This window comes from Cystobacter fuscus, assembly GCF_044360685.1.
GTDB lineage: Bacteria > Myxococcota > Myxococcia > Myxococcales > Myxococcaceae > Cystobacter > Cystobacter fuscus_C.
Genome location: NZ_CP043491.1, coordinates 10885014 through 10908760, shown reverse-complemented (window position 1 = coordinate 10908760; position 23747 = coordinate 10885014). Strand labels below are relative to the sequence as shown.

Here is a 23747-nt window from a genome sequence, read left to right as displayed (position 1 = left end):
CGGGTGATATTCCACCTGGGTCCGATGAACTCCATCCGCGTATCCCAATTGCTGGAAGACCGCGAGTACGACCTCCAGCTGACCCTGGTGGCGGGGGAGCGGGGCCTGCAGCGCCGCATCAACTCCTCGCGCATCCAGAAGCCAGGACTGGCCCTCACCGGTTTCACCGAGCACCTGCATCCCCAGCGGGTCCAGGTGTTCGGCAACACGGAAGTCTCCTACCTGCGCACACTTACCCTCGAGCGGCAGCGCGAGGTGCTCGACTCGCTCTTCCAGGAGGAGCTGGCGTGCGTGGTGGTGACCAAGGGAATCGAGCCGCCGCCGGCCCTGGCGGAGGCGTGTGAGAAGGCGGGGCTGACGCTCATGTGCACGCCCCTGCTCTCCAGCGCCTTCATCCAGCAGGTGCAGGCCTTCCTGGAGGAGTCGCTCACCGAGTCGAGCAGCCTGCACGGGGTGCTCATCGACGTGTTCGGCGTGGGCGTGCTGCTGCTGGGCAAGAGCGGCATCGGCAAGAGTGAGATCGCGCTGGACCTGGTGATGCGCGGCCACCGGCTGGTGGCGGACGACATCGTGGACGTGACGCGGCGGCGCCAGGGCGTGGTGTATGGCACGGGCAACGCCGTCATCCGCCACCACATGGAGATCCGCGGCCTGGGCATCATCAACATCAAGGACCTGTTCGGCGTGGCCGCGGTGCGCGAGCGCAAGATGATCGAGCTGGTCATCGAGCTGCAGGAGTGGGATCCCCACCAGGAATATGACCGGCTGGGCGTGGAGGACAGGTTCATGAGCATCGTGGGCGTGGACGTGCCGCTCTCGGTGGTGCCCGTGCGCCCGGGCCGCAACATGACCACCATCATCGAGGTGGCGGCGCGCAATCAGCTTCTCAAGCAGCGGGGCCACCACTCGGCGCGCGAGTTCGCCGAGCGTCTCAACCGTGCCATCGCCGAGGGTGCGACGCGCCGCGCCCGTCGGGAGGAAGTCGAGTGAGCAACGCGCTGGCCAAGCACATCGTCGTCATCTCGGGCATGTCCGGCTCGGGCAAGTCCACCGCCATCCGGGCCCTGGAGGACGTGGGCTTCTTCTGCATCGACAACCTGCCGGTGCTGCTGCTGCCCAAGCTCACCGAGCTCGCCGGCGCGGGCCAGTTCGAGCACCTGGCGCTCGTGGTGGACGCGCGCGAGGGCATCTTCCTGCACGAGGCCCCGCGGGTGCTCGACGAGGTGCGCCGGGTGGGGCACCACGTGGAGGTGCTCTTCCTGGACGCCAGCGACGACAGCCTCATCCGCCGCTTCAGCGAGACGCGCCGCCGCCATCCGCTCGCGCCCCAGGGCACCGTGGCCGAGGGCATCGCCATCGAGCGCCAGCGGCTCAAGGATCTGCGCGAGCTGGCCGATCAGGTCATCGACTCGTCGGTGCTCAACGTCCATGACTTGAAGCGCATGGTGCAGGGGCGCTTCTCGCCCGAGCCCGCCAGCCCCTCGCTGTCGGTGATGAGCTTCGGCTTCCGCCACGGCGTGCCGCCCCAGGCGGACCTGGTGCTCGACGTGCGCTTCCTGCCCAACCCCTACTTCGTCCCCGAGCTCAAGGGGCTCACCGGCCGCGACTCGCGCGTGTCGGCGTACGTGCTCGATCGTGAGGAAACGCAGCAGTTCGTGGACAAGGTGGTGGACCTGTGCCGCTTCCTCTTCCCGCGCTACCAGAAGGAGGGCAAGGCGTACCTCACCGTGGCGCTCGGCTGTACCGGCGGGAAGCACCGCTCGGTGGCCATCGCCGAGGAGCTGCGCCTGCGCCTCTCCGGGGACCATCCGCGCGTGCAGGTGTGGCACCGTGACATCGAGAAGGAGTAGCCGGCAGACCCTCGCCGTCCCAGGACGGGGCACCCGTGACGGGTGCTCGCCCCCTCGTCTGCCAGACGACAACGCGGGGCGTCGTCGAAAGTGAAATTTCGGGCGTGCCGTGTCGTTCGACCTTAGTTTGAAGGAAGGGTGACAAGGTGGTAGCAGGTGTGGAGTCGGGATTGGGCGGCAACGAAACTTTCGGTGGGGGTTGCGCGTCGTTCCGTTCAGGCGTAGTCAGGCAGCCCCGGGGGGCTGGTGGAGGTGAACATGGTCGGCCTCGTAGTGGCATCGCACGGACGTCTGGCGGACGAACTGGTGACGACCGCGGAGCAGATCGTGGGCAAGCTGCCCGCGGTGGCGACCTGCAACATCGAGCCGGGAACCTCTTTGGAGGATCTCCGGGCGAAGATGCGGCAGGCCGTGACGGAGCTGGACCAGGGCGATGGCGTCATCGTCATGGCCGACCTGTTCGGCGGTACGCCTTGTAAGGAATCGCTCATGATGTGCTCGGAGCGGTGTCAGGGTCGGCTGGAGGTGCTGGCGGGGGTGAACCTGCCCATGCTCCTCAAGGCCAACTCGCTCCGGTCCGAGGAGATGCCGCTGGCGGAGATGGCCGCCCAGCTTGCATCCTATGGGCAGCGCAACATCACCTGTGCGTCGGCCCTGTTGCGTGAAGCGCAGCAACGTCAGCAGCAGAGTGTACCGCGAACTTGACGTCCCCCCCCGGGTAGGCGATTCGAGACTGCCGTGATCTCCCTGGTCCGTGTCGACAACCGCCTCATCCATGGACAGGTCGTCGAGGCCTGGCTGCCGCACTTGAAGGTCTCGCGCGTCATCGTCGCGGATGACGAGGCTGCCGCCAGTCCGCTGGTGCGCGCGGCGATGGCCCTGGCGGTGCAGAGCGCCATCGAGGTGCAGATCCTCCCCCTGCAGCAGGTGGACTTCGCGGGGGCCTCCCGTGACACCCTCAAGACGCTGCTGTTGTTGCGCGACGTGGCGGCGGTGCCCTTCGTCCAGACGCACGGGCTGAAGCTGGAGCACCTCAACCTGGGCAACGTGCACTTCGGCACCGGGCGGCGCCAGGTGTCCCCCTCCGTGTTCCTGTCCGAGTCGGAGCTGCAGACGCTGCAGCGGCTGGGCCACGACGGCGTGCGGGTGGAGGCGCGCGCGGTGCCCACGGAGAAGCCCGTGGAGCTGCCGGAACTGGTGGAGCGCTGGGGAAAGGCGGGGTGAGTCCGTGAGCGTGGGCTGGACCCAGGTGGCGCTCGCCGGCGTCTGGGGCGGCCTCGTCGCGGTGGAGCGCAAGGCCTTCCTCCAGGCCATGTTCTCCCGGCCCCTCGTGGCGGCCACCGCCATGGGCGTGCTGCTCGATGACGTGCCCTCGGGGCTCTTCGTGGGCCTGGTGCTGGAGCTCTTCCACCTGGGCTCGGCCAACCTGGGCGCCTCGCTGCCGGACCATGACACCCTGTCGGCGACGAGCGCCTCGGCGTCGGCGGCGTGCATGGCGGCCGCCACGGGCGCCGGCTCCACCCCGGCCATCTGGTCGCTCTCCGTCCTGCTCTTCCTGGGCCTGGGCCGCCTGGGCCGCGAGGTGGATCGCTTCCTCGAGCGCTATTCGGCGCGGCTCGCCAAGAAGGCCCTCGCCTCGGCCGAGGCGGGCCAGCTCACGCGCGCCATGCGGCAGAACCTCTGGGGCATGTGGCCGCACTTCGTCTTCTTCGGCGCGATGACCAGCGCGTGCGCCCTCCTGGGTTTCCTGCTCGGGCCCCTGCTCGAGCAGCTGCCGCTGCGTGTGCTCCGGGGGCTCGCGTGGGCCTACCCCGCCATGGCCTCGGTGTCCGCGGCGATCGCCGCGCGGGGCAGCCATGCCAAGCGCGCCTCCTTCTACGCGGGCCTGGGCGCGGGCGCCGTCATCCTGACCGCGTCCCTGCTGGCGCTCCGGGAGTGGCTGTGAGCACGCCGGCCCTCTCCCTGCCCTGGTGGGTGTTGCTGCGGGTCTTCGTGCGCTCGCTCTTCCTGCAGGCCTCCTGGAATCCCCAGGGCATGCAGAACCTGGGGCTGGCCTACGCCGTCTACCCGGCGCTCCAGCGGCTCTACCCGGAGCAGCGCGACCTGGAGGCCGCGGTGCGCCGGCACCTCGTGTTCTTCAACACCCACCCCTATGTGGCGGCGGCCATCGTGGGCGGCGTGCTCCACCACGAGCAGCGCATCGCCCGGGGCGAGGAGACGCCGGACAAGGTGGTGGCCTTCAAGGCGGCGCTCATGGGCCCGCTGGCGGCGCTGGGGGACGGCTTCTTCTGGTTGTCCCTCAAACCCGCCACCGGGGCGGTGTGCGCGGCACTGGTACCGGTGCTGGCGGCGTGGGCGGCGGTGCTCTTCCTCGTGCTCTACAACCTGGTGCACTTCTGGCTGCGGGCCCGGCTGTACGTGCTGGGCCTGTCCATGGGGGACCGGCTGGTGGAGGCGGTGGCCCGGGCCAACCTGCCTGGCCGGGGGGCGAAGCTGCGGTCGGTGGGGGCGGCGTGCGCCGGGGGTCTGGCGGCCTGGCTGGCGGTGGACTTCGGCATCGACGCCGGGGGGCGCTTCGCCCCGTTGCTATCCATGGGCTGTCTGGCCCTGGGGGCGGTATCCTACGTCCTGGTGGCCCGGCGGGTCCCCGGCTACGTGGTGCTGTACCTCGCCGCGGGATTGGCCTGCGTGGCGGGTGCTTTCTTGTAGAAACGTCGAGCAAGACATCGAGCGAACAGGGACGGGCAATGGCGAGCGTGGTCGAAGGGACATTCGAGATCATCAACGCCCTGGGGTTGCACGCGCGCGCCGCGGCGCAGCTGGTCCAGGTGGCCAACCGCTACAAGAGCGACGTGTCGCTCGAGTGCGAGGGGCAGCGGGCCAATGCCAAATCCATCATGGGCGTGCTGATGTTGGCGGCGGCGCAGGGCATGCAGGTGACGGTGACGTGCAAAGGCGAGGACGCCCCGGCGTGCCTCCAGGACATCCAGAAGCTCATCGCCAACCGGTTTGGCGAGTCGCAGTGAACGCCCCCCGTGCCGCGGACAGTGGCCGCGGATGAAGAAGGAACCGTGAGCAGCCAGGCTTCTCCCACGTTGAGTCTCAAGGGCATCGGCGCCTCGCCGGGCGTGGCGGTGGGCCATGCCTACATCCTCGATCGCAAGCGCGTGCGCACCCCCAAGCTGCGTCTGGCCGAGGCCGAGGTGGACCCCGAGCGGATGCGGATGAAGACGGCGCTGGACCTGTCCGACCAGCAACTCTCCGATCTCAAGGAGCAGATCGCCCACTCGGAGGGGCCCGAGCACGCCCTCATCCTCGAGGCGCACCGGCTCATGCTCCACGATCCCATGTTCGTGGACGAGGTGAACCGGCTCATCGTGGAGGACCGCATCAACGCCGAGTGGGCGGTGCGGCGGGTGGCGCGCAAGCTCAAGCACCTCTTCGACAACATCCCGGACGAGTACTTCCGCGAGCGGCGCTCGGACGTGGAGTACGTGGCGGACCGCGTGGTGCGCAACCTGCTCGGCCAGGTGGTGGACGAGGAGGTGGCGGTGCCGGAGAACGCGGTGGTGGTGGCGCATGACCTGTCCCCGGCGGACGCGGCGCTGCTCGCGCGCTCGGGGCAGGTGGCCGGCTTCGTCACGGACCTCGGCGGACAGACGAGCCACACGGCCATCGTCGCGCGCGCCCGCTCCATCCCGGCGGTGCTCGGCGCGGGGCGCGCCAGCGAGCAGATCTCCCCCGGCGACCTGGTGGCGCTCGACGGTCAGCGCGGCGTCCTCCTGGTCAATCCCACCGAGGCCCAGCTCGCGCAATTCCACGAGACGATGCGTCGCTACCAGGAGAGTGAGGCGCGGGCCCTGGCGGCCAAGGATCTGCCGGCCGAGAGCACGGACGGCTTCCGCATCCGGCTGGTGGGCAACATCGAGTTCCCCGAGGAGCTGCCCGCGCTCTTGTCCCACGGCGCGGAGGGCATCGGCCTGTACCGCACCGAGTTCATGTTCCTCGACCGCAAGGAGGCCCCGAGCGAGGAGGAGCAGTACCGGGCGTACCGGCAGGTGCTGGAGGCGATGGAGGGCCGGCCCGTCACCATCCGCACGCTGGACCTGGGCGGGGACAAGGTGCCGGGCAAGGGCAAGCACGAGAAGGAGCCCAACCCGGCCATGGGGCTGCGCGCCATCCGCTACTGCCTGGCCAACCGGGAGCTGTTCCGGGTGCAGCTGCGCGCCCTGTTGCGCGCGAGCGTGCACGGCCACATGCGTCTCATGTTCCCGCTCATCAGCGGCATGAGCGAGCTGCGCGAGGCCCGGAGCGAGCTGGAGGCCTGCCGCACGGAGCTGGGGCGCGCGGGCGTTCCGCTCGGCAAGCGCATCCCCATCGGCATCATGGTGGAGACGCCCAGCGCGGCGCTCATCGCCGACCGGCTCGCCCAGGAGGCGGACTTCTTCTCCGTGGGCACCAACGATCTCATCCAGTACTCCATGGCCATCGACCGGCAGAACCGGGACGTGGCCTACCTGTACAAGCCCTTGCACCTGTCGGTGCTGCGCTCGCTGCGCAACATCGTGTCGGCCGCCCGGGACGCGCGGATTCCGGTGGCCATGTGCGGCGAGATGGCGGGCGACTCCGTCTACGCGCTGGTGCTGCTGGCGCTGGGCTTCGACGAGCTGTCCATGACGGCCGGGCAGATTCCCACCGTGAAGAACATCCTGCGCCAGTCCAGCCGCGCGGAGGCGCAGAAGCTGCTGGACCAGGCCATGGAGCTGACCACCGCGGAGGAGATCGAGCGCTTCATCCGCATGGAGATGGACAAGCGTTTCGCCTCGGAGGGGTGAGCCGGTATGGAGGGTGGGGGACGGCGTGTCATCCTGGACGTGGCGGAGGTCTTCCGCCTCGCCGCGCGTGCGTCCACCCAGGCGGAGCTCGACGCGCTCGAGGTGCCCTTCACCGAGGATCCGGACGCGCTGGCCTATGGGGAGCGCCTGCGCCTGCTGGAGAAGGATCCCCGCGCGGCCACGGACTTGCGCGGCCTGTCCTTCCGGCCCTCCTTCGTGAGGGATGGGCTCGTCCTCGCGTCGCAGTACGCCCCGCCGGTGCGCATGTTCGTGCTCGGGGTGCTGGCCACGGGCCTGACGGACTTCCTGGACCACTTCGCGCTCATCGCCCGCCGTGAGGGCACCTCGCCCCCGCCCGCGGAGCTCGAGGCCGCGCGCGTGCTCCAGAAGCGCTACTTCGCCTACTGCCTCGCCCAGTGGACCGAGCTGGGGATGGAGTTCGACGAGGTCTTCCTGTCGATGAAGGAGGACGCCCTGGACCTGTTCTCCGCGGCCCAGGTGCGCGAGTGCCTCGACGGAGGACCGGAGGCGATCCTCGGCTCGGAGCTGTTCACCGAGGAGGAGCGGGCGTTGTGGAAGGACGTCTTCGAGGGTGCTCCCGGGGCGTGGACGCGGATGCGGCGGCACCTCGTCGACACGTACCAGTTGCCCTTCCGGGCCCTGCCCACGCCCGGGCCCCGGCCCTGACGGCCCGCGGCGCCAGGCTCAGGGCGGCTTGTTGCTGGGGGGATCATCCTCGGACGGCAGGCGGTACTTCGCGCGCAGGCGGACGATGTAGCCCTCGACGAAGCGCAGGCCCACGAGCGCGATGAGCGCGAGCGCCACGGCGGTGCCGGCGGCCAGGTTGAAGCCCAGCCCACAGGCGAGCCCCACGGAGGCGGTCAGCCACAGGTTGGCCGCGGTGGTGAGGCCCTTGATCTGCGTCTCGTGGCGGATGATGGCCCCGCCACCGAGGAAGCCGATGCCCACGACGATCTGACTGGCGATGCGGCTGATGTCGGCGCGCGCCTCGTGGGTGGTGTCGCTCACGAGCGGCAGGGCCACGAAGAGGCTGCACAGGGTGAACAGACACGCTCCCAGGCACACCAGGATGTGGGTGCGCAGCCCGGCCTGGTGCCCGCGCAGCTCGCGCTCCAGACCGAGCGTGGCGCCCAGTCCGAAGGCGAGCAGCAGCCGCAGGACGATCGCGGTCTCGTCGAGTCCCACTCCTACTCCCCGAGTTCGATCTTCTCGTTCGTGTCCTCGTCGTTCAGGACGGGATTGGGCAGGGTGTCGAGCGTGGCGCTGAGCAGGCGGAAGGAGGGCGCGACATAGGGGCCGGCCTCTTCGCCCAGCTCGCCCGTGTACTGCTCGGTGAGGGCCGCGTAGCGCTTGTCCTCGGAGTTCCAGCTTCCGGCGGCCTCGGCGGCCCAGATCTCCCCCCCGTCCGAGCAGCGCACCAACTGGGCCTTCACCCCGGCCTCCACGCCCTTGCCCACGAGCTTCACGCCCTCGGGCACCAGCCAGAGCACGCCCTCGATGCCCTCGACGCACAAGTCCTTGAAGGTGGTGTCCTCGGGGGTGCCCGAGCGGGCGAAGTTGGCCTTCACGAGGAAGAGCCGGTTCTGGTTGACGTGGCGGCGGGCGATGAGGCTCCACAAATCGCCGAGCTGCTGCCGGTTGTCCGGCATGGGCTGGACGACCACGGCGAGCCGCTTCACGCGCGTCTTGTCCGTGGTCTCGTAGTCCGGGCGGACACGGCTGCTCTTCACGGTGGCGCAGCCAGCGAGCAGCGCGAGTCCCAGCACCAGCACGAGTCGGTTCATCGTCGGTTTCCCTCTCCCAGGTTCCGTTCCCTCCAGTGGGAACGGAAGGCGCCCGGGTTCTACCTCACGCCCCTTGAAGGGGCGGAGGGAATGGGAGGGGGTTTCCACCCGGAGGCCGAGTGGAAGACAGAAGGCGCCTCAGCGCACCACGAGCAGTAGGCCCTTGGACACCGCGTAGACGATGACGGCCATGAGCGCCGAGGCGGGAATGGTGAACACCCACGCCCAGATGATGCGGCCGGCCACGCCCCACTTCACCGCGCGCCAGCCCCGGGTGGAGCCCACGCCCACGATGGCGCCGGTGATGGTGTGGGTGGTGGACACGGGGATGCCCAGCTTGGCCAGGGCGATGATGGTGACGCCACCGCCCGTCTCCGCCGCGAAGCCGCCGATGGGCGCGAGCTTGGTGAGGCTGTGGCCCATCGTCTTCACGATGCGCCAGCCGCCGAAGAACGTGCCCATGGCGATCGCCGCATGGCACGAGATGATCATCCACCAGTCGATGTGGAAGGGCCGGTCCTTCCAGATGGTGCCGAAGAGCACCACGGCGATGATGCCCATCACCTTCTGCGCGTCGTTGGTGCCGTGGCTGAAGGAGAAGATGGCCGACGACACGAGCTGCAGCCGCCGGAACCACGTGTCCACCTTGAGCGGCGTCTGCTTGTGCACCGTCCACGTGCTCACCAGCATCATCGCCGTGCCGAGCACCATGCCGATGAGCGGCGAGAGCACGATGAAGCCGGCGATCTTCGCGATGCCCGCGCCCACCAGCCCCTGGTAGCCGAGCACCGGCAGCGTGGCGCCAATCATCCCGCCCGCCAGCGCGTGCGACGAGGACGACGGCAGTCCCCACCACCACGTCAGCAGGTTCCAGGCGATGGCGCCCATGAGCGAGGAAAAGATGACGAGCAGCACGGCCTCGGAGCCCTCGGCGCGCAGCATGTCGAAGTTGATGATGCCCTTGCCCATGGTGTTGGCCACCTTCACCCCTCCGCCAAACGCGGCGACGAAGTTGAAGAAGGCCGCCCAGGCCACGGCCAGGTTGGGCGAGAGCACCCGGGTGCCCACCACGGTGGCGATGGAGTTGGCCGCGTCGTGAAAGCCGTTGATGAAGTCGAAGACGAGCGCGACCGCGACAATGAGGACGACGGCGGTGAGCAACATCTCAGGAGTGCTCCAGGACCACGCCCTCGATGACGTTGCCCACGTCCTGGCACTTGTCCGTGGCCATCTCGATGAGATCGTAGATCTCCTTCCACTTGATGACCGTGAGGGGATCCACGCCGCTCTTGAACAGCCGCCCCAGGCCCGCGCGCAGGGCCTCGTCCGCCTGGGACTCCAGCTTCTTGATGTCCTTGACGCCCGCGAGGATCTGATCCGGCTGCTTGATGAGCCGCAGCGCCGCCACCACCTCGCGCACCTTCTCCGTGCACAGCACGAGCAGCCGCGCCAGCTCGGTGGCGTCCGGCAGGCTCGACTGGATTTCGTAGTACTGCAGCCGCGCCGCCGCCGCGTTCGTCAGGTCCAACACGTCGTCGATGCGCGAGAGCAGCGAGTGGATCTGCCCGCGATCGAACGGGGTGATGAACTGCTGGTGCAGCCGGTTGAAGGCGGCGTGGGTGACCTCGTCACCCCGGTGCTCCACGTCCTTGAGGGCCTGCACCCGGGCATCCACGTCCCGGTAGTCGCTCAGCAGGGCGTGCAGCATGCGCGCGCCCTCCACGGTGACGGCGCACTGCGCGTCGAAGTCGTCGAAGAACTCGTCCGACTTGGGCATCAGCTTCTCGAGCATCGTGCTTCTCCTGGGCCGGACCTCGTCCCAACCGGGGGACCCCGTCCGTCACGGGGGCGTCACTACCTCACCTGGAGGCGAGCGCCAACACGAAGATGCGAGGGGTGTATGCACCCCTCATGTCCGGCTCGTGTCGCTTTGTTTCCTTGTTTCCAAGCGGGGGGGCGGCGATCAGACCTTGTAGATGAGATCCATGTATTTCTTGAGCAGGTCGCTCACGAGCCCCCGGAAGGGCACGGTGCCGGCCATGCCGTACACGGGCGCCATCGTCCCCTTTTCATTGGGATTCGCGCGGACCTCCTCCACGGCGGCGCGCAGATCCGCGAGGAAGCGCTCGGCCACGCCGGGCTGGGTGTGGCGCTGGGTCACACACAGGTGCACCGCGGGTGGCTTGTGCAGGCCGTTGAGGTTCCAGCCCTTGGCGCTCAGCCGTTCCATCACCTGATAGATGTTCAGGCTGTCCGAGCCGAAGGCGATGACGAAGAGCGGCTCGCCGAGCACGTGGAGGCCGGGGATGGCGCGGATGCCGCGCTTGATGGCGTCCGCGGTCTCCAGGATGCGCCGGGTGGCCTCGCGGTAGCCCGCGTCGCCCGTGGACACGAGCGAGGCCCAGGCCGCCGCGATGAGCGCCCCCGGACGGCTGCCGGAGAAGGTGGGTGAGAAGTAGATGCCGCCGGGCCACTCGGTGGAGGTGAAGTACTGGTGCGAGCGCAACGCGGTGCCCCGGTAGAGCACCACGGACGTGCCCTTGGCCGCGTAGCCGAACTTGTGCGTGTCCGCGGAGATGGACGTCACCCCCGGCAGGCGGAAGTCGAAGCCCGGCACGGGGTAGCCCAGCTCGCGCGCCCACGGCAGCACGAAGCCGCCCAGACACGCGTCGGTGTGGAAGCCGATGCCCCGCTCGCGCGCCAGCTCCGACAGCTCCTCGATGGGATCGATGACCCCGTGAGGGAACGACGGCGCCGAGCCGATGACCATGACGGTGTTGCGCGAGAGCGCCTTGCGCGTGGCCTGCACGTCGGCGCGGTAGTCCGCTGCCACGGGCACGCGGATCATCCGCACGCCGAAGTAGTGCGCCGCCTTGTCGAAGGCGGGGTGCGCGCTCGCGGGCGCCACCATCTCCGGGTGCTCGATGCCCCGCTCGGCGCGCGCGTAGTCCCGGTACGTCTTCGTGGCGAGCATGATGCTCTCCGTGCCGCCCGAGGACAGCGAGCCGCAGATGTGCTCGTCGGGGGCCCGGCCCGCGTTGGCCTCGGCGGCGCCGAGCAGGTGGGCCGTCATGGCCACCACCTCGGCCTCGAACTTGGTGGCGCTCGGCCACAGGTCCGCGTGCAGCGGGTTGCTCTGCGAGTTGAGGGCATACACGCGGTTGAGGAAGTCGATGTGCTCGGAGTCGCCGTGGTAGACGGCCCCCGACACGTAGCCCTCCTTCCAGCGGTCCTGCTCCCGGGCGTTCATCTGCTCCATCTCGCGCAGCACCTCCTCGCGGGGGCGGCCCTGCTCGGGAAGCCGGGTGTGGGTGGGCACCTGGTTGCGGTAGGGCTTCAGGTCCCCTTCCATCTCGGCGAGCATCGCGTCGGTCTCCTTCGCGAGCCGCTCGCGCACCATGGGGACGCGTTGCAGGTAGCGCTCCGCCACGGAGATCCATCGGGGCGGGACGTGCTTCAGGAAGCGGTTTCCAAGCTCGGGCAGTTCCATGGGGTGTCCTCGGGTCACGCGCTGCGCTTGCGGTTGAGGCGCGCGAAGATGGCCTTGTTGTTCTTGTAGATGTTCAGGAATTCGTCGAACAGCTCGTCATAGATGGCCCGGTTGCGCGGGTCCGGCTCGAAGGTATTCGCGATGGGCACCAGCGAGGGGATTTCGTCCACGCTCAGCCGCCCGAGCGCCACCGCCGCCTGGAAGGCCGCTCCCCGGGTGTTGGCGAGCACGGGCTCGTCCACTTGCTGGATGGTCCGGCCGAGCACGTCCGCGTGGATCTGACACCACAGCCGCGAGCGGGCGCCGCCCCCGATGATGCGCACGGGATTGAGGGTGTGGCCGGCGGCCTTCTCCACGTAGGAGAAGAGCCAGCGCGAGTTGTAGGCCACACCTTCCATCACGGCGCGCACGAAGTGTCCCCGGGTCGTCTTGAGGGATTGGTTGAAGAAACCGCCGCGCAGCGTGGAGTCATCCACCGGGCTGCGCTCGCCGTTGAGCCAGGGCAGGAAGATGAGCTGATCACTCCCGGGGGGGATGCGCTCGGCCTCGCTCACGAGCATCGCGTAGCGCTCGGCGGAGTCCTGGGGGGCGCTCTCGGGGCCGAAGAGGATGTGGTCCTTGAGGTAGGACAGGCAGATGCCGGCGGACTCCTGCTCGTTGGTGAGCAGGTAGCGGCCCGGGAGCGCCGAGGGGATGCTGCCCAGCTGGTGGAAGATGTCGGTCTTCTTGGTGGGCACGTGGCAGCTCACCCAGGAGGAGGTGCCGATGCACAGGTGGGCCTCGTGGTTGCGCACGGCGCCCGAGCCCACCGCGGCCGCGAGGATGTCCGGGGCGCCGGAGATGACCTGCACCGAGTCGCTCAGACCCAGGGCGCGGGCGGCCTCGGGTTGGAGCGGCCCGAGCACCGTGGCGGCGGGGACGAGGTCGGGCAGCTTCTCGCGCGACAGGCCCGTCATGCGCAGCAGGCTGTTGTCGTAGTCGATGCGCGCCAGGTCGCGGTTGTCCGTCACCCAGTGCAGGGTGATGGAGTCATGGGAGGACACCATGCGGCCGCTCAGGCGCTGGTTGAGCCAGTCCTTGGGCTCGAGGAACTTGTAGGTGTCGCGGTAGATCGCGGGGTGCTCGTTCTGGAGGTACAGGATGTGGCCGACCGGATCCTTGCCGGAGAGGGTGGGCGCGCCGCCACAGATGTGCAGCCAGGTGAGGGCCTTGCGCAGACTATAACCCTCGACGGACACCAACCCCTGGGCGGCGCGCCGCACGTGCTCGCGTCCGCGCGAGTCCATCCAGAGCAGCGCGGGGCGCAGGGGCTTGCCGTGGGCGTCGACGGCGACGGTGCCGGACCACTGGGAGCTGACGTTGACGGCGACGATGTCGGCGGCCGGGACGGTGCCCGACTCCAGCAGGCGCCGCGTGCCGCGGATGATGGCGGCCCACCAGGATTCAGGATCCTGTTCGGCGCCGCCGTCGGGGAGGAGTTGGAGGTCGATGGATTCCTCGGTGCCCCCGAGGATGTTTCCGCGCAGGGTGACGGCGGCCAGCTTCACGGCCGAGGTCCCGAGATCGATGGCCAGGATGGAGGCGTTACCGGAGGAGCTCACACGGGCAGTGTAACGAAAGGGGACCCGTCCGAGGCCAGGGAGATCTTCACGCGAGCGTTGCTTATCGGAAAGCGATGGCTGGCTGGGGTATGTACGGACTCGTGATGCGGCCCGAGCACATGGCACCTTCCCCCACCCGTTCCCGGCGAGAGGGGAGCGCGCGGCTCGCCTTCGAGCGGGTGGGTCCTCGCACCGTGGTGCGTACCGCGCTCGCGCACAGCCCGCTGCGCCTGCTCACGCCGCGCAACCACGGGCACGCCGCCTGGGTCTACACCAGCTCGCTCGGCGGAGGGCTCGTGGACGGTGATCACCTCCACGTGGACCTCGAAGTCGCCCCCGGGGCCTCGGCGCTCCTGTCGAGCCAGGGCTTCACCCGCGTCTACCGCTCACCGCGCGGCTGCCGCAACGAGCTGGATGCCCGGGTGAGGGAGGGCGGTCTGTTGGCGCTGGTGCCCGATCCCACCGTGTGCTTCACGGACGCCTGCTATACGCAGCGCCAGGACATCCAGCTCGCGCCGGGCGCCTCGCTTGTGTTGATGGACCTGGTCAACGCCGGACGCAGCGCCAATGGCGAGCGCTGGGCGTGCGCCTCCTTCTCCTCCTCGCTCAGTGTCCACCAAGGGGGCCGTGCGTTGCTCGACGAGCGGTGGTTGCTCGCGCCCCGCCACGGCCACCTGCCCGAGCGGCTTGGCCGGTTCGACGCGCTCGGGACGGTGTTGCTCATCGGTCCCGCGCTCGCCGCCGCCCGCGAGGCGCTCGCCGCCCGGGTGGGCGCCCTGCCCGTCATCCCCCGCGCCGGGCTCATCTGCTCCACCAGTCCCCTGGGGCCCGAGGGCCTCATCCTCCAGGCGGCGGCCACCTCGGCGGAGACCCTGCTTCAGCAGACGCGGGAGTGGTTGGGCTTTCTTCCCTCGCTCCTGGGAGATGACCCCTGGGCGCGCCGGGCCTGAGGGACGCCTGAAAATAGAGCCCGGCCTTTCGCGAGGCTGTCGCCGCTCACGAGAGTGAGAAACCTCGGAGCTGTCTGAGCAGCGACTCCATTTCGGCGCGTTTCGTGCGGCTTCTCGCGACCACGTCCTTCATTTTTTCCCCAAGGGTCGTGGAGAGGGCCTTGAGACGGGTGGCTTCCTCCTGAGCATGGGAGTCGGGTTCTCGCCCTGCTTGTTCCTTCTGTGCGAGCCGGTTCTGCAAGGCCGCAAGTGCCCTGTCCAACTCCTCTTGCTCCAACTTCCCTTCGAGGAACTCGCTTATCGATTCCAGGTTCTCGAGTTGGCTCAACTGAGCGCGCAAGAGGGCCAGGGTTCCTTGGAGTACAGGGTCCACCTTCTCGGGGAGAGGCGGAATCGAGCGCCTCACTTCTGGAATGCGCTTCAACCAGGTCAACATCTCTAGCGTGTCGTCCCGAGCGTCGATTTCCTGCCATTCTTTCGTGAGTAGGGCAATTCCCTGTGCATAACCGAACCAGATCAAGACCTCCCAACGCATCCGTTCGTGATCGTTTCGCGCGGAGCGGATATGGAGTTGACTGGATTCGGCGATTTCCATCGACATCCGCCAGGCCTCGGGTCTTTCTACTTCGGAGTGATTGTATTCCTCCGAACGGTAGTAGTTGAGAAACCGTCCCATCAGAGCGAGGAGCTGCTCGGGAGTCCCCTTGAAGTCAGGGCCCAGGAAGGAGCGCAACTTCTCGGGGGACACGAAGACTCCGATCATTCGAGACAGACGGGTGCGCTCCTCGTCCGCCCACAGAAAGGTGAATCCCTTCACGCTCCTGATTCGCTTCATGTCAAGCGCATGTTTCTCGATGGACAGTGCATTGGTCAGGAATGCCTCCCATTCATGCATGGGCGTGGAAATGACGCCCTTCCAGTCATCACCTGCCTCTCGTGCGAGCATGGCGCGCCGGAGTTCAGGTCCTGGAGGCAAGTCCGAGCCCAGAAGCAGGAGGTGCGTCAGGACAGACATCCGCTCCAGTGTTCCGAGCGGGGCCACCTGCTCTTTCAAGGAGACGAGCGCGGATTGAATCATTCCTGTCAGGGCGTTGACCATGTGATTGGGCTCCTCGGAGTCCACCCGAGCACTTACGCCCCTGAACAGTTGCGTCCATCCGCGCGCCAGCCGGAGGATTCTCCTGAGAAAATCGGGATCCTGGCCCATCCCAGCGGAGAGCATCTCGGCGATCTCATCGAGCCGCTCGACCGCGACGAGCGCATCCCGCGCGAGCCATTGGTCCACTGCCTCCTTGGTCACACCCAGTTCTTCCGCCAGTTGCTGACGCGTGATTCCCGCTCGTTTGAGCGCCTGCCGCAGAATCATGGGGAGCAGGAATTTCTGTACATCGATGCGCGCGGTTTCCTGCTGGGCTGAGGAATCCACGCGGTAATCAACGAGTAGGAAGAGGGCACTGGCACGGATCGCGACTTCGACGACGGCGAGTCGGAGCACCGCCATGTTGATGATGTCTGTGGATTCTACCGGAATGGCGGATTGAAGCCGTTCACACAGCCCATCCCACCAATTCGAGTGGAGGACGAGCACTTCGTGGAGTTGGTCCTTGATGACCTCCAGTGGAATGACCTGGCCCTCGACAGTGCGTTCTTCCTCGGTCAACTGCGGGGTGAGGTCTGCCGCGATTTCACCCAGGATGTCTTTCCGTGTGTCCTGATGGATGCGCTTGCCGTGAATGAACTTTCTCCATGTCGATTCACCTGCGGCCCTGTGGGGCTTCCAGCCGATGATGCCCGCCAAGCTGCCCACGAGCTCCCCAGTCGTGGGCAACGGGCCGTTCCACTGTCTTCTCGAGGGTTTGCGTGCCATCTCTGGTGCTCTCCCGCCCTTGTCCTTCATTCCAAGGTTAGAGGCCCGCCGCCCCTGGCGCAGCGAAGTGAATCCGGTAAGTGCCCGGTGAGTCATGGGTCATTTGTGACCCATGTGCAGGGAGAGTCCTTCTGTGCGCAGCACACGCCGGATGTTCGCCAGGACCAGGCGGGTGACTTCGGAACCCGGCCGGTCGATCACCACTGAAAAGGACGCGCCTCCTGGGGTGGTCCATTTTTGATGGGAACCGCCCCGTGGTGGGGCTGCGCGGCACCCTATGCCTCTCAATGCATGAACGAGGTCACGTACCTTTGGACGGTATGACATTGACGCTCTCCACGGCTCTAATGCCGAGAGGTCGTTGTCCTCCTTCCTCGGAGAGAAATCAGCATAGGGGCTTTGGTAAGCGCCAGCCCATGGGCTTACCGTTTTCACTGCGTTGACATTCCCTCTGCTTGTCCGCCCATGCGGTGAAAGAGAGCGGAGACCCTGCTCCAGCGGACGCGGGAGTGGTTGGGCTTTCTTCCCTCGCTCCTGGGAGATGACCCCTGGGCGCGCCGGGCCTGAGTGACGCATGTGCCTGTGTGCACTTCCGCGCGGAGCGGGCTGGAGCTGTCGACACGTGGACCCATGGCGCACGCATCCGGCGGTCCACGCACTGCCCCGTGCATAGGGTGCGGCCAAACGCGAATCGGGAGGGAGCATGGTGCGTGTGGCAATCATCACGGGGTCGGACTCGGGCATCGGGAAGGCCTCGGCGGTGGCGCTCGCCGAGGCGGGCTTCGATGTGGGCATCACCTGGCACGAGGACCAGAAGGGCGCCGAGGACACGGCCGCCCAGGTGCGGGCGAAGGGCCGCCGGGCCGAGGTGCGCCGGCTGGACCTGAATCAGCTTCCGGAGGCCGGAGGCGTCATCGACGAGCTGGCCGATGCGCTCGGAGGCCTCGACGTCTTCGTGAACAACGCGGGAACGGGTGACAGTACCGCGTTCCTCGACCTGGGCTGGGAGAAGTGGCGCCAGACGCTTCGCGTGGACCTCGATGGCGCGTTCGTCTGCTGTCAGCGGGCCGCGAGGCGGATGGTGAAGCAGGGCCGGGGAGGGCGCATCATCTCCATCACCTCGGTCCACGAGCACGTCCCTCTGATGGGCTCCTCGGCGTACTGCGCGGCCAAGGGCGGGCTCGGACTTCTCACCAAGGTCATGGCCGCCGAGCTGGGGCAGCATCAGATCACCGTCAACGCGATTGCCCCGGGGGAGATCTCCACGCCGATGACGGACCAGGACAACGTGAACCCGCGCACCGTCAAGCGTCCGGGCTATCCGTTGGGCCGGCCGGGTGACGCCCGCGAAGTGGCGGGCCTCGTCGTCTTTCTCACCACCCCGGCGGCGGCCTTCATCACCGGCACGTCGCTCGTCATCGACGGAGGACTCGAGCTGATGGCGGCCATTGGTGCGCACGGCCTCCAGAACGACGACTGGCGCAAGGTCTGAGCCTGGACATCGCCGTGGCATTGGCGCGGCCATCGCGCGGCGGCTGGCGCGATGGCTCCGGCCGGGCCGTCCTAGGCGGGGACCTTGCGGTCCTGGAGGAGTCGGAACGCCCCGAAGCCCGCCGCGGCGATCACCGCCCACTTCGTCACGCCGGTCAGGATCTTCCAGCCCGCGTATCCCTTGAGCGCCTTCTTGCCCGCACGTTTGAATTTCATCGTCTTCCTCCCAGTGCAGCGTGAGTGATTCGGGTGTTGCCCTGCTCAAGTTGGGAGTGGGCGGCACGCGCGGGGATGAGCCGGGAGGATGGGCCACGCCAGTTCGTTACGAGGGGCACCGGGTGAGCAGGCGGGTCCTGGAGCGAGCCGGGATGGACAACCGGGCCGCCGTGTCCATGTTCCGTGTGCCATGGCTGGAGTGCCGCGAGATCCGAGGCCGGACAGCACGCTTGCGCTGTTGTCGGAAGGCTACCGGTTCATCGGTCACGGCTGCGCCCGGCATCGCTCCGATGTCTTCGAAACGCGCCTGCTCTTGCGGCCCACCCTCTGCATGAGCGGGGCGGAGGCCGCCCGGATGTTCTACGATTCGGAGCGCTTCCAACGGCGCGGCGCCGTCCCGCTTCGTGTCCGCAAGACGTTCTTCGGCAGGGGGGCCGTGCAGGAACTGGATGGTGAGGCCCACCGCTCGCGCAAGGCGATGTTCCTGTCGCTCATGTCGCCGGACGGTATCCGGCGTCTCTCCGAGCAGGCGGAGACGCACTGGAGGGCTTCCCTCCGCGAGTGGGCGCGCAAGGGGCGGCTCGTGCTCCTCGACGAGGTTCAGCAGCTCCTCTGCCGTGTGGCTTGCGCGTGGACCGGGGTGCCGCTGCCCGAGGCCGAGGTGGTCCAGAGGACGCGCGAACTCGCGGCATTGCTTGATGGCGCGGCGAGCGTCGGGCCGAGGCACTGGCGCGCGCGCCTCATGCGGATGCGGTCCGAAGTCTGGCTGGGAAGGTTGGTCATCCGGGTTCGCGCGGGCAGGCATGCTGCTCCCGAGGGGAGTGCCCTCCGGACGGTGGCGGAGTACCGGGGACCGGATGGAAAGCGGCTGAGCCCACGCCTGGCGGCGGTCGAGTTGCTGAATGTGCTGCGCCCGATCGTCGTCGTCGCGCGGTTCGTGATGTTCGAGGCCCTCGCGCTTCACGAGCACCCCGAGCGCCGCGCGCGGCTCCTGGAGGAGGATGACGACGAGGCGTATGAGCACTTCGTGCAGGAGGTCAGGCGCTCCTCTCCCTTCATGCCGTTCGTGGTGGCCCGCGTCCGGCGGGACTTCACGTGGAAGGGCTACCATTTCCCCCGGGGCCGGCGCGTGCTGCTGGACCTGTACGGCACGAACCATGATGCCCGGCTGTGGGAGCGTCCCCACGAGTTCCGGCCGGAGCGGTTCCGGACCTGGGACGGGAGCCCCTTTTCGTTCATTCCGCAGGGTGGGGGTGAGCATCACACCGGGCACCGCTGCGCTGGCGAATGGAGCACCCTCGCGCTCATGAAGGTCGCCGCGCGCATGCTCACGCGCGGCATGCGCTACGACGTACCGCCACAGGATCTCCGGGTCAGTCTCTCCAGGATTCCAGCGGAGCCGGCCAGCCGGTTCGTCATCGCGAACGTCAGGGCCGTCGAGGAAGGGATGGAGCGCGCTGGCGACAACAGCGCGCCCATGCCCTGAGCCGAGCGCGGACTTCATGCCCGCGGCGGCACCCGGCGAGACCTCACGCCTCGCCGGTCTTCAGGGCCGGGCGCGGGCGCAGCAGGCCCGGCGCGCTGACGACGAGAATCCCCGCCAGGACCAGCACGGCGCCCACGGCGAAGGAGGCGTCCGCCTGCTCGTGCAGTACCAGTACGCCCGCGGTGACGCCGAACAGGGGCGTCATGAACGAGAACACCGACAGCGTGGAGGCGAGGTAGCGCCGCAGGAGCCAGAACCAGACGAGATAGCTGGCGAAGCACACCACGATGCCCTGGAAGAGCAGACTCGCCCACGCCACGCCGGTGAGCGACACCGGGCCCGCCTGACCCGTGAGCAGGGCCACGGGCAGCAGGAACACGAAGCCGCCCAGCAATTGGTAGAGCAGCGTCTGGGTGGGCCGCGCGTCGGACAGCGCCGAGACGCGCACCACCACGGTGGTGGCGCCCCACGCGAGGCCCGCGAGCAGGCCCAGCGCGTCGCCCGCAATCATTTCCAGGCTGACCCCTCCCCGGAGCCATCCTCCGCCGAAGGCCAGCAGGATGCCGGCGAACGCCACCCCCATGCCGGCCCACTGAATGGGCCGCAGCCGCTCGGAGGGCACGAGCCAGTGCAGGCCCAGCGCGGCGAACACGGGCGAGGTGTAGAGGAACACGGCCATGTGCGAGGCGTGGGTGTGGCGCAGGCCCTCGCCGACGAAGAGGAACTCCGCGGCGAAGAGCGCGCCCGCCAGCACGCCGGGACGCAAGGTTCCATCCCGGAAGGACAAGCGCTCGCCACGCACCCAGCACAGCAGGCCCACGAGCAGCGCGCTGATGCCCGAGCGCAGGGTCATCTGCATCAAGGGGGGAACGTGGGGCGCGGCCAGTTTGACGGCCACCTGCTGCATGCCCCAGATGGAGCACAGCAGGAGCATCGTCGCGAGCGCGAAGCCATCGGCGGGTTTCCGGGAGGAACTCATGCCCCCATATTGCGTATGGCGGGCTCGATTCATATAGCGCGAATCCGACAACCCATGCCGAGAAGCCGCCATGGCGAAGCAACTCCAGGTTCCTTTCACCACGAAGCTTCCGTACCCCGTCTATTTCCGCACGGCCAACCTGACGGAGGAGGCCTCGTACCCCCGGCACCGACATCCCTGGGGCGAGTTCGTCTACGCCTTCAGCGGGGTGATGGAGCTCAAGCTCGCCGACAGCCACTACCTGGCGCCGCCGCAGTACGGCATCTGGCTGCCACCCGACGTGGAGCACGTCGGCATGAATCGCCACGAGGCGAGTCACTGCTCGCTCTATCTCGCCCGGGAGCGCTGCCGTGCCCTGCCGAAGACGACGTGCGCGCTCGCGGTCAGCCCGCTGATCAAGTCGCTCCTCGAGCACCTGCGCGAGCACGGGGTGGACCATCCCCGCACGAGTGCTGACCGCCGGCTCCTCCAGGTGCTCATCGACCAACTCGCCCAGGCTCCGCCCCAGGGCAGCTACCTGCCCATCTCCGACGATCCGCTGCTGCGGCAGGTGCTGACGGCCCTGGAGGAGAATCCGGCGGATGGGCGCTCGCTGGCGCAGTGGGCGCGAGAGGTGCACACCACGGAGCGCACGCTCGAGCGCCGCTGCCAGCAGCACCTGGGCCTGTCCTTCACGGACTGGCGTCAGCGGCTGCGCGTCGTCAAGGCGCTGGCGATGTTGGAAATGGGCCGCTCGGTGGAGGCCATCGCGCTGGACCTGGGCTACAGCAGTGCTTCCGCCTTCATCGCGATGTTCCGGAGAATGACGGGCACCACGCCGGACAAGGTGCGCGGCCAGGGCTTCGCGGCTTCCTGACGCGTCGTCTGAGCCGCGGGGCCGCGTGGGCCAGTCCCTGGAGGCGGCGGGTGCTGGCGGACGTGAAGCAAGCGGGAGCTCGTCGCGAGAAGTGCTTCTGGCGCGCCGTGCCATGGCGCCGCACCGGGTTCTCGTATTCGGAGAAAACGAGCCAGACCACGATTGTTTCCAACGAGTCTTTATTTCCCGTTTGTTCCGCTTATACTACATCTGCCGCATTCCCTCCACATTGGAAGACCGGGGCTCGCGCACCAGGGACCGGAGACAGCGGCTCGGAGGACTATCATGGAAGGAATCAGGAACAAGTCGCCCGGAAGGTACGCCCCCGCGAGGCAGTCGGGTCAATCTCATGCTCCGGCCAATGTGACGAGGTCTCCCCAATCGTACCCGACACAAGGGCCGGCGCCGACCTCGACCCCGGGCTACCCGGAACAGAGTCAGTACGCTGGGCGGTCGTCGCGAACGTCCCCTTCATCCCACCACCGGACGCCGTCGCCCCAGGAACACGCCGCGTACAGTGCACGCGCTGGAACAGTGGGCTATGGGCGCTCCTCGCGGACGCCCTCTCCGCCCCCTCCCGCGGTTCCGCCGTGGGGGGTCCGGCCCAACATCCAGCAGTTCTGTGCGGATGTCGCGAAGGAGAACAAGGGGACCCGTCTCACCCAATTCACAGCCCAGGGCTCCTGCCCCGGTACGAATGGTGGGGTCTGCAACGCCATGACCGAGGAGTGGATCAAGCAGGGCGCCCGGCATTCCTCCATGGACCAGGCCTCGGCGGCTTTTACCCAGTCACTGCATCACGGCATGCCGCAACTGATTGACAGGCAAGAGCGCTTCAATGGCCGGATGGATGCGCTGCGCAATGAAATGCTGCAGAACAAGGCCGAGAGTGAGCAGCACATGCGGGATCTGCAGGAACTCACCCCTCACATCCAGGCGATGCAAGCGGGGCGGCTCTCGCCCAAGAAGGCGAATCAGGTGAGGAAGTGGGTGGATCAGCTGGAGTCGGACATGCAGGCCACCCAACAAAAGATCGCCAATACGGGTGCCAGGCTCGCCCAGGCCGAGAAAAACGAGGCGGCGCGCCTCGGAGGAAGGCTGCCGCACACCCAGATGGTGAGCAACAAGAACATCACCCATGACTTCGCCCATGACCTGGATGCCGCCACCCAGAATCCGGGCTTCTATTCCCTGTCCGTGCATTCGAAGGACGGAGGGCCTGGGCACGTCATGGGCATCGAGGTGGGGCCCCATGGTTGCAAGTTCATGGACCCGAACACCGGCGAGTTCGTCATGAAGGATCGCAAGGCCATGCTCAATGTGGCCACGGATCACATTGCCTCGCTCTATATGGATAGCAACGACCGGTTCTCGGTCAGCCACTTCGGGGTGAGGTGAAGGCAGGCGCCGGGTGTTGGCGCACGGAGCCACCTGGGCCGGTGTGCGGCCGGCACCCGCCCGCGGCCCTCCTCGGCCCCTCCGCTCCAGCCCTCACTCCCAGCAGCGCCCAGTCCCGATGCGTTATTTCCGCGGAGGCGGCTGGAGGAACCCCTCGAGCATCCGGCGAAAGCGCTCCACCGCGGCCGGATTCCGCTCGACCTTCATCCTGAGCAGCGTGCCGTACCAGGCCGCCAGCAGGAAGGCGCCGAGATCGCTCGCCGCCGCTTCGTCGTCTGGCCGGAGCAGGCGAACCACCTCCTCGAAGCGCGCGGATTGATGCTCGAGCACCGCGCAGAGTCGCTCGCGGAGCGCGTCGCCATGAACCGCGATCTCGGCGGCCAGGTCGGGGACGATACACCCGCGCTGCCACCCCGCCTCGGCGGTTGTCCTCGAAATGTGCGCGAAATAAGCCCTGAGCCGATCCGCCGGCGAGAGCGCCTCGTTGCCGAGGGTCTCATTCATGATGCCGTCCAGCTTCTGCTCATAACGATCGAGAATGAGGACGCCGAACCCCTCCTTGGAACGGAAGTGGTTCGTGAACGAGCCCTGGGGCACGCCCGCCGCCTGCGTAATCTCCCGGACCCCGGTCGCGCCGAAGCCTCGCGCGTGCACGAGCTCCATTCCCGCTTCGAGCAGCGCCTCTCGTTGGTTCTTGCTCACGAGCCCGTCCTAATACACTCGTCTTGCCAGTTCAATACGACCGTGTTAGAAGGGTCGGGACATTGAGGAACAGCGGCGGAAGACGCCTTCATCCTGTCGAAGCAGCCGTGCGCCGGCCCGGCGCGGTCACGAGCCGTCCTGGGAGACCGGGTTCGAGCGGCATTGTGCCCATCGAAGAAGCAAGACATTGACCTCGGTTCGAGGCGCCGGACGCGATTCGA

The 23747-nt window shown here is 67.9% G+C and carries 24 protein-coding genes; 14 read left to right on the top strand and 10 right to left on the bottom strand.

Annotated features, from left to right (window positions below):
• Positions 1 to 24: 24 nt before the first annotated feature.
• The 9 genes from hprK to F0U63_RS44570 all read left to right on the top strand — a co-directional run bounded on the left by hprK (position 25) and on the right by F0U63_RS44570 (position 7372).
• Complete coding sequence (hprK, locus tag F0U63_RS44610; RefSeq protein ID WP_395840806.1) at positions 25 to 990, top strand: HPr(Ser) kinase/phosphatase; 966 nt, start codon at positions 25 to 27, stop codon at positions 988 to 990.
• Positions 987 to 1850 (top strand): RNase adapter RapZ, encoded by an 864-nt coding sequence (rapZ, locus tag F0U63_RS44605; RefSeq protein ID WP_395840804.1) that lies wholly within the window; start codon positions 987 to 989, stop codon positions 1848 to 1850. The genes hprK and rapZ overlap by 4 nt, the downstream gene beginning before the upstream one ends.
• Before the next feature lie 258 nt (positions 1851 to 2108).
• Positions 2109 to 2555, top strand: coding sequence for a PTS sugar transporter subunit IIA (locus tag F0U63_RS44600; protein ID WP_095991021.1), 447 nt, complete (start codon positions 2109 to 2111; stop codon positions 2553 to 2555).
• A 33-nt stretch (positions 2556 to 2588) separates the two neighbouring features.
• The gene (locus tag F0U63_RS44595; protein WP_395840802.1) at positions 2589 to 3074 is read left to right on the top strand and encodes a PTS system mannose/fructose/N-acetylgalactosamine-transporter subunit IIB; all 486 of its coding nucleotides are present in this window, start codon (positions 2589 to 2591) and stop codon (positions 3072 to 3074) included.
• 4 nt (positions 3075 to 3078) lie between these two features.
• The gene (locus F0U63_RS44590; protein ID WP_395840799.1) at positions 3079 to 3795 is read left to right on the top strand and encodes a PTS sugar transporter subunit IIC; all 717 of its coding nucleotides are present in this window, start codon (positions 3079 to 3081) and stop codon (positions 3793 to 3795) included.
• Positions 3792 to 4559: a PTS system mannose/fructose/sorbose family transporter subunit IID gene (locus tag F0U63_RS44585; RefSeq protein ID WP_395840796.1), complete on the top strand. Its 768-nt coding sequence runs from the start codon at positions 3792 to 3794 to the stop codon at positions 4557 to 4559. The genes F0U63_RS44590 and F0U63_RS44585 overlap by 4 nt, the downstream gene beginning before the upstream one ends.
• Before the next feature lie 38 nt (positions 4560 to 4597).
• Positions 4598 to 4876 carry an HPr family phosphocarrier protein gene (locus tag F0U63_RS44580; RefSeq protein ID WP_395840794.1) on the top strand — a complete coding sequence of 93 codons (279 nt, stop codon included), beginning with the start codon at positions 4598 to 4600 and terminating at the stop codon, positions 4874 to 4876.
• A gap of 45 nt (positions 4877 to 4921) precedes the next feature.
• On the top strand, positions 4922 to 6685 hold the full coding sequence (gene ptsP, locus F0U63_RS44575) for a phosphoenolpyruvate--protein phosphotransferase (RefSeq protein WP_395840791.1): 1764 nt from the start codon (positions 4922 to 4924) through the stop codon (positions 6683 to 6685).
• A 6-nt stretch (positions 6686 to 6691) separates the two neighbouring features.
• On the top strand, positions 6692 to 7372 hold the full coding sequence (locus F0U63_RS44570) for a hypothetical protein (RefSeq protein WP_395840789.1): 681 nt from the start codon (positions 6692 to 6694) through the stop codon (positions 7370 to 7372).
• 18 nt (positions 7373 to 7390) lie between these two features.
• On the opposite strand, the gene F0U63_RS44565 is transcribed toward F0U63_RS44570, so the two are convergent.
• The 6 genes from F0U63_RS44565 to F0U63_RS44540 all read right to left on the bottom strand — a co-directional run bounded on the left by F0U63_RS44565 (position 7391) and on the right by F0U63_RS44540 (position 13581).
• Complete coding sequence (locus F0U63_RS44565; RefSeq protein ID WP_395840786.1) at positions 7391 to 7891, bottom strand: MgtC/SapB family protein; 501 nt, start codon at positions 7889 to 7891, stop codon at positions 7391 to 7393.
• Between the two features lie 2 nt (positions 7892 to 7893).
• Positions 7894 to 8490, bottom strand: coding sequence for an MXAN_6521/LA_1396 family lipoprotein (locus F0U63_RS44560; RefSeq protein WP_395840783.1), 597 nt, complete (start codon positions 8488 to 8490; stop codon positions 7894 to 7896).
• Positions 8491 to 8628: 138 nt separating this feature from the next.
• Complete coding sequence (locus tag F0U63_RS44555) at positions 8629 to 9654, bottom strand: anion permease (protein ID WP_395840781.1); 1026 nt, start codon at positions 9652 to 9654, stop codon at positions 8629 to 8631.
• Position 9655: 1 nt separating this feature from the next.
• Entirely contained in the window at positions 9656 to 10282 is a 627-nt protein-coding gene (locus F0U63_RS44550; RefSeq protein WP_395840778.1) for a DUF47 domain-containing protein, read from the bottom strand.
• A 171-nt stretch (positions 10283 to 10453) separates the two neighbouring features.
• The gene (locus F0U63_RS44545; RefSeq protein ID WP_395840776.1) at positions 10454 to 11980 is read right to left on the bottom strand and encodes a pyridoxal phosphate-dependent decarboxylase family protein; all 1527 of its coding nucleotides are present in this window, start codon (positions 11978 to 11980) and stop codon (positions 10454 to 10456) included.
• A 14-nt stretch (positions 11981 to 11994) separates the two neighbouring features.
• Positions 11995 to 13581, bottom strand: coding sequence for an FGGY-family carbohydrate kinase (locus F0U63_RS44540; RefSeq protein ID WP_395840774.1), 1587 nt, complete (start codon positions 13579 to 13581; stop codon positions 11995 to 11997).
• A gap of 119 nt (positions 13582 to 13700) precedes the next feature.
• Between F0U63_RS44540 and F0U63_RS44535 the strand changes: the two genes are divergently transcribed.
• Positions 13701 to 14531: an urease accessory protein UreD gene (locus F0U63_RS44535; protein WP_395840772.1), complete on the top strand. Its 831-nt coding sequence runs from the start codon at positions 13701 to 13703 to the stop codon at positions 14529 to 14531.
• A 46-nt stretch (positions 14532 to 14577) separates the two neighbouring features.
• On the opposite strand, the gene F0U63_RS44530 is transcribed toward F0U63_RS44535, so the two are convergent.
• Entirely contained in the window at positions 14578 to 16329 is a 1752-nt protein-coding gene (locus tag F0U63_RS44530; RefSeq protein WP_395840770.1) for a helix-turn-helix domain-containing protein, read from the bottom strand.
• A gap of 772 nt (positions 16330 to 17101) precedes the next feature.
• Here F0U63_RS44530 and F0U63_RS44525 point away from each other — a divergent pair.
• Complete coding sequence (locus tag F0U63_RS44525) at positions 17102 to 17890, top strand: SDR family oxidoreductase (RefSeq protein ID WP_395840767.1); 789 nt, start codon at positions 17102 to 17104, stop codon at positions 17888 to 17890.
• A gap of 71 nt (positions 17891 to 17961) precedes the next feature.
• Here the strand turns inward: F0U63_RS44525 and F0U63_RS44520 are convergent, their stop codons facing one another.
• Positions 17962 to 18105, bottom strand: a complete 144-nt coding sequence (locus F0U63_RS44520; protein WP_187344895.1) for a hypothetical protein — start codon at positions 18103 to 18105, stop codon at positions 17962 to 17964.
• 190 nt (positions 18106 to 18295) lie between these two features.
• Here F0U63_RS44520 and F0U63_RS44515 point away from each other — a divergent pair, with 190 nt between their 5' ends.
• Positions 18296 to 19591 carry a cytochrome P450 gene (locus F0U63_RS44515; RefSeq protein ID WP_395840764.1) on the top strand — a complete coding sequence of 432 codons (1296 nt, stop codon included), beginning with the start codon at positions 18296 to 18298 and terminating at the stop codon, positions 19589 to 19591.
• Positions 19592 to 19634: 43 nt separating this feature from the next.
• Here F0U63_RS44515 and F0U63_RS44510 read toward each other — a convergent pair whose 3' ends face one another.
• Entirely contained in the window at positions 19635 to 20570 is a 936-nt protein-coding gene (locus tag F0U63_RS44510) for a DMT family transporter (protein ID WP_395840762.1), read from the bottom strand.
• A 70-nt stretch (positions 20571 to 20640) separates the two neighbouring features.
• Between F0U63_RS44510 and F0U63_RS44505 the strand changes: the two genes are divergently transcribed.
• Together F0U63_RS44505 and F0U63_RS44500 are read left to right on the top strand one after the other, a co-directional pair.
• Positions 20641 to 21426 carry a helix-turn-helix domain-containing protein gene (locus F0U63_RS44505; RefSeq protein ID WP_395840760.1) on the top strand — a complete coding sequence of 262 codons (786 nt, stop codon included), beginning with the start codon at positions 20641 to 20643 and terminating at the stop codon, positions 21424 to 21426.
• A gap of 285 nt (positions 21427 to 21711) precedes the next feature.
• The gene (locus tag F0U63_RS44500) at positions 21712 to 22824 is read left to right on the top strand and encodes a YopT-type cysteine protease domain-containing protein (protein WP_395840757.1); all 1113 of its coding nucleotides are present in this window, start codon (positions 21712 to 21714) and stop codon (positions 22822 to 22824) included.
• Between the two features lie 123 nt (positions 22825 to 22947).
• On the opposite strand, the gene F0U63_RS44495 is transcribed toward F0U63_RS44500, so the two are convergent.
• Complete coding sequence (locus F0U63_RS44495; RefSeq protein ID WP_395840755.1) at positions 22948 to 23526, bottom strand: TetR/AcrR family transcriptional regulator; 579 nt, start codon at positions 23524 to 23526, stop codon at positions 22948 to 22950.
• Between the last annotated feature and the right edge of the window lie 221 nt (positions 23527 to 23747).

Bases quoted from the DNA above. Each gene is read 5' to 3' on its own strand.
- hprK (WP_395840806.1), top strand. From the start codon at position 25: ATGAACTCCATCCGCGTATCCCAATTGCTGGAAGACCGCGAGTACGAC.
- F0U63_RS44600 (WP_095991021.1), top strand. From the start codon at position 2,109: ATGGTCGGCCTCGTAGTGGCATCGCACGGACGTCTGGCGGACGAACTG.
- F0U63_RS44580 (WP_395840794.1), top strand. From the start codon at position 4,598: ATGGCGAGCGTGGTCGAAGGGACATTCGAGATCATCAACGCCCTGGGG.
- F0U63_RS44570 (WP_395840789.1), top strand. From the start codon at position 6,692: ATGGAGGGTGGGGGACGGCGTGTCATCCTGGACGTGGCGGAGGTCTTC.
- F0U63_RS44560 (WP_395840783.1), bottom strand. From the start codon at position 8,490: ATGAACCGACTCGTGCTGGTGCTGGGACTCGCGCTGCTCGCTGGCTGC.
- F0U63_RS44555 (WP_395840781.1), bottom strand. From the start codon at position 9,654: ATGTTGCTCACCGCCGTCGTCCTCATTGTCGCGGTCGCGCTCGTCTTC.
- F0U63_RS44550 (WP_395840778.1), bottom strand. From the start codon at position 10,282: ATGCTCGAGAAGCTGATGCCCAAGTCGGACGAGTTCTTCGACGACTTC.
- F0U63_RS44545 (WP_395840776.1), bottom strand. From the start codon at position 11,980: ATGGAACTGCCCGAGCTTGGAAACCGCTTCCTGAAGCACGTCCCGCCC.
- F0U63_RS44535 (WP_395840772.1), top strand. From the start codon at position 13,701: ATGGCACCTTCCCCCACCCGTTCCCGGCGAGAGGGGAGCGCGCGGCTC.
- F0U63_RS44525 (WP_395840767.1), top strand. From the start codon at position 17,102: ATGGTGCGTGTGGCAATCATCACGGGGTCGGACTCGGGCATCGGGAAG.
- F0U63_RS44520 (WP_187344895.1), bottom strand. From the start codon at position 18,105: ATGAAATTCAAACGTGCGGGCAAGAAGGCGCTCAAGGGATACGCGGGC.
- F0U63_RS44515 (WP_395840764.1), top strand. From the start codon at position 18,296: ATGGCTGGAGTGCCGCGAGATCCGAGGCCGGACAGCACGCTTGCGCTG.
- F0U63_RS44510 (WP_395840762.1), bottom strand. From the start codon at position 20,570: ATGAGTTCCTCCCGGAAACCCGCCGATGGCTTCGCGCTCGCGACGATG.
- F0U63_RS44505 (WP_395840760.1), top strand. From the start codon at position 20,641: ATGGCGAAGCAACTCCAGGTTCCTTTCACCACGAAGCTTCCGTACCCC.
- F0U63_RS44500 (WP_395840757.1), top strand. From the start codon at position 21,712: ATGGAAGGAATCAGGAACAAGTCGCCCGGAAGGTACGCCCCCGCGAGG.